We start from the raw sequence: 12,819 nt of genomic DNA on the forward strand, positions 1-12,819 counted from the left end.
TAAAAATGCATCTCCATTTATATGGAGATGCATTTTTACTTTAGTATAGATATTGATTACCTAATACTATATTGGGTCTAACTTCTCATTTTGTAACTATAATTATTCCCTATAATTTTAAGATAGATTTAAGACTAGATTGTATAGTAGATGATTTTTCACTTATTTCTGCTTTAAAACAATTTAAAAGTTCTTCCCTTTGATCTTTTAAATCCTCATTGAAATGTATAATTACCGTACGTTCATCGTTCACAGGTCTTTCTTTAATAATCCACGCTTTCTCAACTAAATCATTATACGTTCTTGTACGTTTATAAGATTTTATTTTAACATAATTATCCATTTCTTTAAGCGTCATTGATCCTTCTTCCCAAAGTGTTAAAAGAATTAAAATTTCTTCTTTTGACATTTTATATTGTTTCTGTACTTTTTCAAAGATTTCTTCAATATCTTTAAGTACATATTCCAATCTAAGGACACTATCTACCATATCAGCAATTGTCTTCCCCATAGAAATATCCCCCAATCATAATATAAAGTTAAACATGTAAAATTAATTTACCAAAAATTCATTCAATGCAAAATTTATTCATATCGGAATAAATTTTGATATTTTCAATAAAATTAATCTTATATACAGTTTAAAATTAAATTATGAATTATGCAATTAGTTGTTTGATTTTATTTTGCATATCTTTCAAAATTATGGCAGAATTTTCAAACTTTTCACTTTCTTCACTATTTAATTGCGTCTCATATACTTTAACTGCACCATTTCTATTAATTAATGTAGGCACTCCAATATAAACATCATCTTGTTTATATTCACCTTCTAAATAACTAGAAACTGGCAAGACTACATTTTGATTTTTTAAAATTGCTTGTGTAATACGTACCAATCCCATTGCTATGCCATAATAAGTTGCCCCTTTTGATTGGATAATCTCATAAGCAGCATCTCTTGTGTTGGTAAATATTTCATCTATTCTATGTTGTTTATCAGGGTTATCATTTAATAAATTGTATAATGGTTGACCAGCAATATTAGCTTGTGACCATATCGCTAATTCAGAATCACCATGTTCACCAATAATTTGTGCATCCACACTCCAAGGGGACACACCAAATTCTTGTGCTAGTTCAAATTTAAATCGTGCGGTATCTAGTATTGTACCTGATCCAATCACTTGAGCTTTCGGTAATCCTGAAACTTTTTGTGTTACATAGGATAATACATCCACTGGATTTGTTGCTATAAGGAAAATGCCATTAAAGCCTGTGCTCATAATTTTAGTGACAATATCTTTAAATATTTTTGTATTTTTTTCTACTAAATCTAATCTCGTTTCGCCTGGCTTTTGTGCAGCTCCTGCAGTAATGACAATTAAGTCAGCATTACTACAATCTTCATAACTACCAGCTTTTACTTTTACTGGTGAATCACCGTATGGAGCACTATGATTTAAATCTGCAACATCGCCTTTAACTTTTGCTTCATCTAAATCAATTATTACTAATTCATCAGCTAAACCTTGTGCAACTACTGCAAAAGCATAACTTGATCCAACTGCTCCATCACCTATTAAAACCACTTTATTCCCTTTTTCAATTTTCATGCTAAGTCGCTCCTTTTAATTCAAAGTAAATATTACTAAAGATTAATGTGATTTTTTTCACATTATAAATATAACAATTATTATTTTAAAAATCAATGTTTATTGTGATTTTTTTCACATTATTTTTTATAAATAAAAGAGTGTCAATAAAATCAACGACAGATTAAATTTATTCACTCTTTTTATCAATGATTGTTAAGTCATAATTGTATCAATTAGATGGTTGTTTAGACTTATTAAGCATTTTATAAAATGATACTCAAGATCCGATTCCATCATTTATTATATAAATTATGAAAGTTCATTTTCATCATGTACAATAAAACCAATATTACTAGCGCTATTATTAAGAAATGCTAGAACATAGCGCATTACGTCATCTCTTTCAGGTTCATTATGTATTTCATGATTCAACCCAGGCCAAGCTTTAAAATATAACTCTTCTGTAGTAATTTTTTCTTTAATTAAACTCATAGTAGAAATATCAGACACTTTATCTTCTAGTCCATACATTAATAATAAAGGAAGTGGTTTAATATCTTTTAAATGTGTAACAGTTTCTTTCATGATTTCAATGATTTGTTTATACCAATGATACGTAACTTTCTGAAGCATGAGTTGGTCCGCTTTTGCCTCTTCAATAACCTCCTCATTACGTGTTAAATCTTCAATTGTAATACCTATTTTAAATCTTGTATCTTTAGTTAATTTTCCTACATTCGACACAATTTTATCTTTTCTAGTTTTTTTATTTTTCTTGAATTCTAATAATGGAGAAATCAACATTAGCCCCTCAATAGGCACTTCCACTTTTTCAAGTAAATTTAAAATGATAAGCCCACCAAGGCCTACACCTAAAAAATAAGTCGGAAGTTTATACTCATTAGCTATTCTAATCCATTCAAGCACATGTTCATGGTATACTTCGAAGTTTGCTATTTGTCCTTTATTAGCACGTGTAGTTTGACCTTGTCCAGGCAAATCACCCATGATTACATGGTAGCCATTTCTACGAAGCATTGTTATAACATATGCATATCTACCTGTATGTTCGAGCATGTTATGGGCGATTACAATGACACCCTTTGCCTCGTTTTCTGTTTCCCATTTCCACATATTCCATACTTCCCCTTCTACAATAATTTCAATAACTACATTGTATCAAAATATGATGTACTTTTTCCATTTTTAACGCATAAATCATACTGTTATGTGTGCCTATAACTTTATGATTATAACTCATAGCTAAAGCGTGAGACAATGTTATCGTGTAGTATATAATATTTAGTGTAATAAATTTTATTGTAAACGATTTCATTACTATTAGATTCATGCTACACTATTATTGAAAGAACAGCCATAAGCAGAATGGGAGGAATTAATATGCCAATTGTGAAAAATTTTTTTATAGGATTATCTAACAATCCATTTTTAAATAAAGCAGCTAAGGAAATTGGTCCTATGTTCGGTGCCAAGAAAGTAGTTGCAGGGAACACTATTCCAGAATTAGTGGACACAATTGAACGTTTAAATAACAAAGGGATTACTGTCACAGTAGATTGTCTTGGTGAATTTGTTTTAAATGAAGGTGAGGCAATACAAGCAAAAGACCAAATATTAGAAGTGATGTATGCTATCAACAATCATAATTTAGATGGTCATATGTCTATCAAAATCAGCCAATTAGGTTCTGAGTTTGACATTGATCTTGCTTATCGTAATTTACGTGAAATATTACTTAAAGCTAACGATTTTGGTAATATGCATATTAATATAGACACTGAAAAATATGATAGCTTATTTGATATTACACAAGTTTTAGACCGATTAAAAGGCGAATTTAAAAATGTAGGAACTGTTATACAAGGATATTTATATAAAGCAAATGCACTCGTCGATAAATACCCAGAATTACGATTACGTATGGTCAAAGGTGCATATAAAGAAAATGAAAACATCGCCTATCAAACTAAAGAAGAAATTGACGATAATTACATACGCTTAATTAAAAAGCGACTTTTAAATGCGAAAAATGTCACTTCTATTGCTACACATGATGATGCTATCATCACACATATTAAACAGTTTATTAAAGACAATAATATTGAAAAAGATAACTATGAATTTCAGATGTTGTATGGTTTCCGCTCAGAATTGGCAGAATCACTAGCGCGCGAAGGCAATCATTTCTGTATCTATGTTCCATACGGTGATGATTGGTTTAGTTACTTTATGAGAAGATTAGCAGAACGACCTCAAAATTTAAATCTAATGTTTTTAGAAATTATGAAACCCGAAGTGTTGAAAAAAATGGGAGTAGTCGTTGGAGCTCTGTCAACTATTGGAGCATTAAGTGCATGGCTATACAAAAAATTAAAAAAATAAAAATTTTATGGTTAAAATGTATGTAATTTAAACCTTTTAAAAATGTTGTTAAAATAATCAAATGTAATATCATATTTATGAATAAGTGAATGATTACGGATTATGCAAACGATATTTATAGTCCAAGTATGACGAGCAAAAACAAAAATTTAAAACAAAAGAGGCTGGGACATAAATCCCCTTTCTCAAAATTATTTTGTTTGAATCATATAGTTCTTTGACAAATATGACGTATTTTAGCAAGTCTCTCGAAGTATAGGACAAGCTGCTACAGGCTAAAGCTGTCCCCAAAGAAAGCGAGCCAACAATATGAAGTATTGAATAAAAAGACGCACTCAGATGAATTGAATTAAATCATCTGAGTGCTATTTTTTGGATTTATATGCCTGACTCTTATTTTGAGCAGAGGAAATGATATCTAGAGTTCTGACCTAATTTTTATTTTTAAATGACATTACTAATTATTACTTGAATCATTAAATTTTTTTCAATAAATTTGCCATTTCTATAGCACTTACTGCCGCTTCAGACCCTTTGTTTCCTGCTTTTGTACCTGCACGTTCTACAGCTTGTTCAATATTTTCAGTTGTTAAAATTCCAAAGATAACTGTTGTATCTGAAATATCATTCGCTTTTGAAACACCTTTCGCTACTTCATTACATACATAATCATAATGTGACGTTGAACCTCTAATCACACAACCTAAAGTAATTACTGCATCGTAATCACTTTTTTGAGCTAATTTTTTAGCTACTAATGGGATTTCAAAAGCCCCAGGCACATATGCAACATCAATATTTTCTGCAGGCACTTCGTGTCTAACTAAAGTGTCTTTAGCACCATCTAGCAAACGATTCGTAATGAAATCGTTGAATCTACTTACGACAATCGCTACCTTTAAATCTGATCCTATTAAATTACCTTCAAAATTCATGTTTATTCCTCCTATATTAAATGACCCATTTTCTCTTTTTTTGTTTTCATATAAGCTTGGTTATATTGGTTCGATGGTATTACCAATTCAATTCTTTTGGCAATATCAATGCCGTAATTCTCCAAACTTCCAAATTTTTTAGGATTATTACTTAATAAATTCACACGTTTGATACCTAGATATTTTAAAATTTCAGCAGCATATTGGTATTCTCTTAAATCTTCATCAAAACCGAGTGCAATATTTGCTGTAACCGTATCATATCCTTGTTCTATCAATTCATATGCTCTTAATTTATTAATTAAACCGATTCCTCTACCTTCTTGAGGTAAATAAAGGATAACGCCTCCATTTTTATCAATGTATTTCATAGATGCAGCAAGCTGTTCACCACAATCACATCTTTGACTATGAAAAATATCTCCAGTCAAACAAGCAGAATGTATACGTACATTCTCTGTTTCGTTAATATTACCACTTGTGATTGCTACAATTTCTTCACCATCATTTGTTGTAAAACCATACATATCGAAATTACCATATTCAGTAGGCAACTTTATTTTAGCTTTTGCTGCAACAGACGAAACAGATTGCTTTCTATATTTTTCCAAATCTTCGATAGATATCATTACCAAATTGTGCTTATTTTTAAATGCTTCTAAATCATCACCTTTTGCCATTGAACCATCGTCATTCATAATTTCACAAATCAGCGCTGCCGGTTTTGCGCCAGTTAATTTAGCTAAATCTACAGAGGCTTCAGTATGACCACGTCTAGCCAATACACCATTCTCTTGAGCAACTAATGGAAATAAATGGCCTGGTTTATTAAAATCTTCTGCTGTTGTACTATTATCGATTAATGCTTTTGCAGTGAGCATTCTTTCATCAGCACTGATACCAGTTGTAGTGTTAATATGATCAATACTAACTGTAAATTGAGTGCCATATACATCTGAATTATGATTGACCATTGAATGAAGTTCTAAATCTTCAGCTATTTTTTTACTAATCGGTGCACAAATTAATCCTCTTCCATATTTAGCCATAAAATTAACAGTATTATCATACATCCATTCAGTAACCGCTACTAAATCTCCTTCATTTTCTCTATTTTCATCGTCTACTACAATGATACTTTTACCTTTTTTTAGTGATTCAAGTGCTAAATCTATACTGTCCAATTGCATTTTACCCCTCCTAGAATCCAAAAGCGCTTAGTTTTTCTAAACTTAAACCTTTTTCACTTTTACCAACTATTTTTTCTACATATTTAAACAACATGTCTGTTTCAATATGTACTAGGTCACCAACACGTTTTTGATTTAAGATAGTTGATCTTCTTGTTTCTGGTATAAGATGAATATCAAATTCTGTATCTCGTAATTGAAATACTGTCAAACTAACGCCATCTACGGTGATTGAACCTTGTTGTACCATTTGATCGATCACAGAAGTAGATGGTTTAATAGTTACAATTTTAGAATTATCTGAGTTTTGTATTCTAGTAATTCTAGCTACTTCATCAGTGTGGCCAAGTACAAAATGACCTCCAAATCTTCCTGAACCGCTCATTGCTCGCTCTAAATTCACCTCAGCGGATTGATTTAATTGATTCAAATAGGTTTTATTCTCAGTACCTTTGATTACTTGGACTGAAAATGACCGTTCATCAAATTGTATAACAGTTAAACATACACCGTTTACACTAATAGAATCACCAATATGCATGTCAGATAAAATTGTTCTACAATCAATTGTTAAATTAACAACCGCTTGTTGTGTTGTAACTTTTTTTATAGTTCCTATTTCTTCGACAATACCAGTAAACATAATTATTCACTTCTTTCGCAATTCTAATTTAATATTTTGCTCAAGCATTTTGGAATTTACAATTTCAAATTGAGGAACGTCTGATAAATTAAAGACATTTTTTGTTTTGAAAAATTGATTGTCACCAGAACCACCTATTATTTTCGGGGCGTAATATAAGATGAGTTCATTTGTAAAGTTAGATTGGAGAAATTCTGAAGTAATCGTGGGACCTGCTTCAACCAAAACACGTCCAATCCCGTTTTGATATAACTGCTTTAAAATATTTTCAATCGTACAATTTGAACAATATATTATTTCTATATTTTTATTTTGATTTTTTAAATTTTTATTTTCTGTGAAAATCCATATTGGCGTCGTCGGTTGTTGAAAAATGTCTAAAGTAAAATCGACTTCTCCAGATTTTGAAAGTATCACACGTATAGGTTGTTTACCTTGTTCAATCCTAGTAGTATATTGTGGATTATCTGCGTTTAACGTACCAGTCCCGGTGATTACTGCATCATGTTTATGTCTGAGCATAAATACATCTTGTTTAACAGTTTTGTTGGTAATCCATTTACTTTCACCACTATCAGTAGCTTGTTTACCATCTAAACTGCAAGATACTTTTACAGTAACTTCAGGAACGCCTTGTCGCTTAGTAATAAAAAAGTCTTTGTATAATGCTTCAGCATCTGGCTTATGATGAAACTCGACTTTCACTCCAGCATTTTGTAAAATTTCATCACCTTTAGACGATAAGGTTGTGTCCTTAACAGCATAAACAACTTTTGAAATACCAAATTCAATAATTTTGTTTACGCATGGTGGCGTTGAACCATAATGTGAACAAGGTTCTAAAGATATATAAATTGTCGCTCCATTTGCTGCTGCTTTTGCCATATCTAAAGCTTGTACTTCGGCATGTTTGTCACCTTTTCGTAAATGTGCACCAATACCGACGATTCTACCTTGATTTACCACAACTGCACCCACAGGAGGATTCACACCAGTTTGGCCATCTACCATCTGCGCCAATTGAATTGCATAATTTAAATATTGACTCATATAATCACCTCTTAGTAATAAAAAAACACCTGAAACTCATTTCAGGTGTGGGATGTATTTAGATATAACATAATTTACTTAAATTTGGATACACTTCTCCAATTTTTAGAAAAATGTACGTTAAATAAACACTTGTATAAGTGCCTTTTTGTTATACTTCATTCTTTCTCCCATCCAGACTTTACTGTCGGCTCTAGAATTTCACTAGATCAGCCACATTTGCCAAAACAAATGCAGGTCGCAGGCTTAATTTACTGCCGGTTGGGAATTTCACCCTGCCCCGAAAGAATATTTATGAAATTGTAATTGATGATTGAGTCAAAGTAACTTTTGAAAGCTACAACGTTATCGTACTATATATTTCAACAAAAAACAATTCATATTATCTAAGTCGGCTTTATATCTGTAACAACTTGCTTATATTCTTAACTTCACAATGCTTATAAGTTGGTTTACAAATCCATTCATCAAAAATTTACATCTTAAAATATTTTCATAAATGATTAAATGCTATACTTATTTAATATTTTTATAATTCAAACCAAAAACGAACGAACATCTTGCAAAAATTACTCTTTTACTTTCCTCAAAATGAAACCGGATTTAAATTCATTCAGAAACATAATTCATATTTTACTGATTCATCTAAATTAGATAAACATTCGTTTGTATACTACACTACATAATCAATCATGCTTAGCATTCAACAAATTCTCTACCACACTTACAGCTTGTTTTACTATCATCATAACGCCGTTACGTGATTGATTAATTCCATTTGTAACTTGACCTAAAGCAAACATGTTTTTTAAGGTACCATAACGTGGACTTATAATTTGATTTGTTTCTGGAATGATTTGAATACCACCTAGTGGGTGTGCTTGGACTACTTGCCTATTTTCCAGATTGAGAATCAGTTGATCATCTTGGTCTAATTCTGATAAATGTGATTTTGAACCAGTAGCATTAATGACAATATCAAATTTATCAATTGCTTTAAAATCATCCTCATATTTAAAACAAAATTGATGCCCGTCATATTTAACGTCTTCCAACCCTTTTTTGATTTCAATTTGCCCTTTTTCGATATGATCGATAATTAATTTCGCGGTACGTGGAGGCATTGGATTCGAATTTTCTTTTAATATAGATTGGTATTTTTCTAAGAATATCTTCTGATCCTCTCTACTGAAACTGTTCCAAATCCAATTTAAATTTTCTTTTGTTAATTCTAACATACTTTGAAATTTCCCTAGCACTTCGGCATGCTGTAAATCATAGGTTAAATCCAAAATCGGGTCGCCTTGCCTTCTGTGTACTAATGCTTCTATTGGAATATCATAATATTCACAGTCCTTTTTAAATAATGCCAATGCCTCGTCCAAAGGTACGTTTCCAAAATATTCTTTTTTGATTTCATTAAATTTTTCTGGAGTAAGATATTTAAATTGAATTTCTGGCATATTTCCCCTAACACTGGGTAAATGACCTTTACGACTCGTCACTGTAATAGGTAAATTAGGATGATGTGCCGTTACAAATCGAATGACATCTAAACTTGCTAAGCCAGTACCAATAATGGCAATTCTATCAGTACTATCAACTTCATTTAATGTGTCATAAGTTGGATAAGGTGTTTTTATGTAACCTGGCGTTCCTTTTAATTGATATGGGTCATGATAGGACATCGTACCGATTGTTAAAAATACAATATCATAACGTCGGCGTTTCTCTAAATTTTCAGATGTGCAGACAACATATTCAACCTGCGTATCACCAATATTAGATTCTATATACACTTCTAATACTGCTTCTTTAATCATATGAATATTACTATATTGATTATGATAAGTTTCCAAATAATCTTTCATATAGTGTCCAAAAATAAATCTGGGTAGATACTCTGGATTAGAAAATTTAAATATAGATTGATGTTGATACCATTCGTAAAATTCTCGCTCATTATTCAAATTTAAAGACATTTGTTTTGCAGGTAAATTGATTAATAATTGGTCGCTGTCATTTTGAAAAGGCACACCTTGCCCCATGTTTTTAGGGTTATCATAAACGTCTACTTCCATTTGTTCGAATTCATTATATTTAACTAATTCTTTTAACAAACTAACACCTGCGGTACCCATACCAATGATAGCTATACGCATTTCACTCATCCTTACTTTAATTAATTTATACTTAGTATATCAAGTATTTAATTGATATTACATATTAATGGACTATGCCACCATTATACAAAATTAATATATATGTTAATATAAAAATGTTGTATCAAAAAAGATTTCTAAAACATATAAGGAGTTAAAACATGAAATTTTTTAAAAGAATAATTTATTTATTGATTGTTAGTTCAATTTTATTAGCAAGTTGTGACTTACCTGGTTTAGGCGGCGGTCAATCTAAAAACTCAGTTAAAATTTCTGCTTTAGCTACGAGTGAATCTCAAATCATGGCTTATATGCTTAAAGATTTAATAGAACATGATACAAAAGGAAAGATTACTGGATCGATTATTAACAACTTAGGTTCAGCTACAATACAGCATAATGCATTACTTCGCGGAGATGCCGACATATCAAGTACACGCTACACTGGTACTGATTTGGTTGGGGCTTTAGAACAACAACCTATTACAAATACTCAAAAAGCAATGTCAGTAACTCAAAAATTATTCAATCAAAAATTTGATCAAACGTTTTTCGACTCTTATGGATTTGAAAATACTTTTGCTTTTATGGTTACTAAAGAAACCGCAAAAAAATATGATTTACATACCGTTTCAGATTTAAAAAAAGTAAAAGATAAAGTAAGAGTTGGTACAGATACGACATGGATCAAGAGAGGTGGCGATGGTTATGCACCATTCCGTGCACATTATGGTTTTGGTTTCAATGATTTAAAACCTATGCAAATTGGACTAGTTTACGACGCGTTAAAAAATAATAAACTCGATGTTGCACTTGGTTATACAACAGATGGAAGAATTGCAGCGTATGATTTAGTTGTACTTAAGGATGATAAAAATTTTTTCCCGCCATATGATGCTAGCGCGGTCGCTCCAAATGAATTATTACAAAAGCATCCACAAATTAAAAAATCTATTAATAAATTAGATGATAAAATTAGTACTGAACAAATGCAAAAGTTAAACTATGAAGCAGATGGTGAAGGTAAAGAACCAGCAATTGTAGCCAAAAGATTTTTAGAAAAACACAATTATTTCGAAGATGAAAATTAAATTTCAAGTGTAATTCTATATTTAATGTTATGTGATATTAATCGATTAGTGTTACTATAGCTACATAGTAAGGAAGTGATTTAATGAAATTCATTATAAAAGTGATAATATCAACGATTATGCTTTTTATATTATTTGGACAGAAAAATAAAGCTAAATAATATTTACTACTTTAAGATCTCTCGTTCATCTTGATAATTAATTCACAGTTTACGGAATTCGATTACCTATGTCTATAAAATATAAATTACTAACTAATGTAAATATCAAAAATCAATCATTTATGTATTCAAAAAGGACTAATCCATTTTTCCTACGGATTAGTCCTTCTTTAGTTCGTATAACAAACTCAATCATTTTCATTTGTTATAATTAATTATATTTAAAATCATAGATCATTCTTTTTTATGTTTATTATCATCTTTATATACAAAATATTTATAATATTTGCCTTCTGTTTTCATATCTTTATAAAAATTTGACATTAGGCTTGCGTTACTTTCAGCCCATTTAATATCTGTAGCATATTGATGTTCACCAGGGTTTTTAGGATTCCAGCGCATGCTATACAATGTGTTTTGATCTTTATTTGATAAAAAGTGTTCATGTATAAAATTAGCACCACCAGTAATTGCTTTTTCTGGTGTATCCCAACCGTGTTTTTTAGCATATTCAGCACCAGTTTTCACTGGATCTTCATCAAGTGCACCGACCCCAAAAAAGTTATAATATTTCTTGCCATCAATTTCAACACCACTCGATAATTCACTTTTAGCTGATCCTGTTTCAAGCAATGCATGTGATATTAAGTATACTTCATTTACATGTTTTTCTTTTGCTGCTTTTATGAAATCGTCTGAATGTTCTAATAGTACTGGATTATCGATTAACATTCTTTTTATTCTATTTTCATCAATTCCTTGATATTTATCTAATTCTAAAAATTGATATTTTTGAGTTTCACTTTCAATAAATTTATTACTATCCATTGCTGCTTTAATCTCAGTTGAAGACGCATCTCTCCATGAATCATTATTTTTATTTGAAATTTGTTGGCTAGTATAATTATCGATTTGTTTTTTTGATGCTTTATCTAAAGTAATATTGAGCTGTTCTACTTTTTCTTGTTGGTTAACCTTTTTAAAAAAGATTTGATCTGAAATCATTGAAAATACAACGACAACAGCTATCACTAACACTACCAATAAGCCAATAATTGATAGTATTGAGCCTTTCTTATGCTTCGTCATGTCCACACCTCATAGGTAATAATAAGAATATTAAGTCCTCTCTTTATTAAAATATACTTTAAGAGACTATCTAAATTTAAATTCTAACACTAAATAGTTGAACGTACAATTTAATATGTTTGTTGTTACATATTCATAAAAAAAGTAATGAAATTTTAATTTCATTACTCTTGACTTTTATTATATTCCATCATAACAAAGCTTACTGCTTGGGATCTGTTTTTATAATAATAACGATTTAAATCAATTGTTCCTTCAATTTCACCATCGCGGTACATCATTTCTTTTGTTAGATTATTTATCATAACAAAGTCTGATTTATCTTTAATCATATCTAAATCATCATGTCTCGCAAAAAAATATTCTAAATTTAAATGTGCGTAATCCATATAAACCTCCTGATTTGTTGTCCGAAGATAATACTAAAACTCTAAAGTGTTATATCTTTAAGTTGAATACGCGTTGATGTTATAAAACTTAAATTTTATCTATCTTAT

The 12,819-nt window shown here is 30.4% G+C and carries 12 protein-coding genes and 1 riboswitch; of the genes, 2 read left to right on the forward strand and 10 right to left on the reverse strand.

Features of this window, described 5'->3' with window-relative positions:
• Positions 1-109: 109 nt before the first annotated feature.
• The 3 genes from AB1J10_RS11550 to AB1J10_RS11560 form a co-directional block, all read right to left on the reverse strand.
• The gene (locus AB1J10_RS11550; RefSeq protein WP_046208335.1) at positions 110-511 is read right to left on the reverse strand and encodes a transcriptional regulator, SarA/Rot family; all 402 of its coding nucleotides are present in this window, start codon (positions 509-511) and stop codon (positions 110-112) included.
• Positions 512-659: 148 nt separating this feature from the next.
• Complete coding sequence (locus AB1J10_RS11555) at positions 660-1,616, reverse strand: L-lactate dehydrogenase (protein WP_064208814.1); 957 nt, start codon at positions 1,614-1,616, stop codon at positions 660-662.
• 291 nt (positions 1,617-1,907) lie between these two features.
• Positions 1,908-2,732, reverse strand: coding sequence for an alpha/beta fold hydrolase (locus AB1J10_RS11560; protein WP_046208333.1), 825 nt, complete (start codon positions 2,730-2,732; stop codon positions 1,908-1,910).
• Between the two features lie 267 nt (positions 2,733-2,999).
• Here AB1J10_RS11560 and AB1J10_RS11565 point away from each other — a divergent pair, with 267 nt between their 5' ends.
• Positions 3,000-4,001: a proline dehydrogenase family protein gene (locus tag AB1J10_RS11565; RefSeq protein WP_107365729.1), complete on the forward strand. Its 1,002-nt coding sequence runs from the start codon at positions 3,000-3,002 to the stop codon at positions 3,999-4,001.
• Positions 4,002-4,477: 476 nt separating this feature from the next.
• Here the strand turns inward: AB1J10_RS11565 and ribH are convergent, their stop codons facing one another.
• The 5 genes from ribH to AB1J10_RS11590 all read right to left on the reverse strand — a co-directional run bounded on the left by ribH (position 4,478) and on the right by AB1J10_RS11590 (position 9,981).
• Positions 4,478-4,936, reverse strand: a complete 459-nt coding sequence (gene ribH, locus AB1J10_RS11570; protein WP_107365731.1) for a 6,7-dimethyl-8-ribityllumazine synthase — start codon at positions 4,934-4,936, stop codon at positions 4,478-4,480.
• 11 nt (positions 4,937-4,947) lie between these two features.
• On the reverse strand, positions 4,948-6,126 hold the full coding sequence (locus AB1J10_RS11575) for a bifunctional 3,4-dihydroxy-2-butanone-4-phosphate synthase/GTP cyclohydrolase II (RefSeq protein ID WP_070658737.1): 1,179 nt from the start codon (positions 6,124-6,126) through the stop codon (positions 4,948-4,950).
• 10 nt (positions 6,127-6,136) lie between these two features.
• Positions 6,137-6,769 (reverse strand): riboflavin synthase, encoded by a 633-nt coding sequence (gene ribE, locus AB1J10_RS11580; RefSeq protein ID WP_046208329.1) that lies wholly within the window; start codon positions 6,767-6,769, stop codon positions 6,137-6,139.
• 6 nt (positions 6,770-6,775) lie between these two features.
• Positions 6,776-7,819, reverse strand: a complete 1,044-nt coding sequence (gene ribD, locus AB1J10_RS11585; protein ID WP_107365733.1) for a bifunctional diaminohydroxyphosphoribosylaminopyrimidine deaminase/5-amino-6-(5-phosphoribosylamino)uracil reductase RibD — start codon at positions 7,817-7,819, stop codon at positions 6,776-6,778.
• Between the two features lie 158 nt (positions 7,820-7,977).
• Positions 7,978-8,111: riboswitch (FMN riboswitch) on the reverse strand.
• A gap of 394 nt (positions 8,112-8,505) precedes the next feature.
• A complete protein-coding gene (locus AB1J10_RS11590) occupies positions 8,506-9,981 on the reverse strand; it encodes an FAD/NAD(P)-binding protein (protein ID WP_107365735.1) in 1,476 nt (491 codons plus the stop codon).
• A gap of 161 nt (positions 9,982-10,142) precedes the next feature.
• Between AB1J10_RS11590 and AB1J10_RS11595 the strand changes: the two genes are divergently transcribed.
• On the forward strand, positions 10,143-11,072 hold the full coding sequence (locus tag AB1J10_RS11595) for an osmoprotectant ABC transporter substrate-binding protein (protein WP_046208326.1): 930 nt from the start codon (positions 10,143-10,145) through the stop codon (positions 11,070-11,072).
• A 395-nt stretch (positions 11,073-11,467) separates the two neighbouring features.
• On the opposite strand, the gene AB1J10_RS11600 is transcribed toward AB1J10_RS11595, so the two are convergent.
• The gene (locus tag AB1J10_RS11600; RefSeq protein WP_046207596.1) at positions 11,468-12,322 is read right to left on the reverse strand and encodes an N-acetylglucosaminidase; all 855 of its coding nucleotides are present in this window, start codon (positions 12,320-12,322) and stop codon (positions 11,468-11,470) included.
• Positions 12,323-12,486: 164 nt separating this feature from the next.
• The gene (locus AB1J10_RS11605) at positions 12,487-12,711 is read right to left on the reverse strand and encodes a hypothetical protein (protein WP_369003124.1); all 225 of its coding nucleotides are present in this window, start codon (positions 12,709-12,711) and stop codon (positions 12,487-12,489) included.
• Positions 12,712-12,819: the final 108 nt, after the last annotated feature.

The organism is Staphylococcus cohnii species complex 1663 (genome assembly GCF_041008415.1).
In the GTDB taxonomy this organism is placed as follows: Bacteria; Bacillota; Bacilli; order Staphylococcales; family Staphylococcaceae; genus Staphylococcus; species Staphylococcus ureilyticus.

Excerpts from the sequence above, each read along its gene's own strand:
- AB1J10_RS11550 (WP_046208335.1), bottom strand. The coding sequence starts at position 511 with ATGGGGAAGACAATTGCTGATATGGTAGATAGTGTCCTTAGATTGGAA.
- AB1J10_RS11555 (WP_064208814.1), bottom strand. The coding sequence starts at position 1,616 with ATGAAAATTGAAAAAGGGAATAAAGTGGTTTTAATAGGTGATGGAGCA.
- AB1J10_RS11560 (WP_046208333.1), bottom strand. The coding sequence starts at position 2,732 with ATGTGGAAATGGGAAACAGAAAACGAGGCAAAGGGTGTCATTGTAATC.
- AB1J10_RS11565 (WP_107365729.1), top strand. The coding sequence starts at position 3,000 with ATGCCAATTGTGAAAAATTTTTTTATAGGATTATCTAACAATCCATTT.
- ribH (WP_107365731.1), bottom strand. The coding sequence starts at position 4,936 with ATGAATTTTGAAGGTAATTTAATAGGATCAGATTTAAAGGTAGCGATT.
- AB1J10_RS11575 (WP_070658737.1), bottom strand. The coding sequence starts at position 6,126 with ATGCAATTGGACAGTATAGATTTAGCACTTGAATCACTAAAAAAAGGT.
- ribE (WP_046208329.1), bottom strand. The coding sequence starts at position 6,769 with ATGTTTACTGGTATTGTCGAAGAAATAGGAACTATAAAAAAAGTTACA.
- ribD (WP_107365733.1), bottom strand. The coding sequence starts at position 7,819 with ATGAGTCAATATTTAAATTATGCAATTCAATTGGCGCAGATGGTAGAT.
- AB1J10_RS11590 (WP_107365735.1), bottom strand. The coding sequence starts at position 9,981 with ATGCGTATAGCTATCATTGGTATGGGTACCGCAGGTGTTAGTTTGTTA.
- AB1J10_RS11595 (WP_046208326.1), top strand. The coding sequence starts at position 10,143 with ATGAAATTTTTTAAAAGAATAATTTATTTATTGATTGTTAGTTCAATT.
- AB1J10_RS11600 (WP_046207596.1), bottom strand. The coding sequence starts at position 12,322 with ATGACGAAGCATAAGAAAGGCTCAATACTATCAATTATTGGCTTATTG.
- AB1J10_RS11605 (WP_369003124.1), bottom strand. The coding sequence starts at position 12,711 with ATGGATTACGCACATTTAAATTTAGAATATTTTTTTGCGAGACATGAT.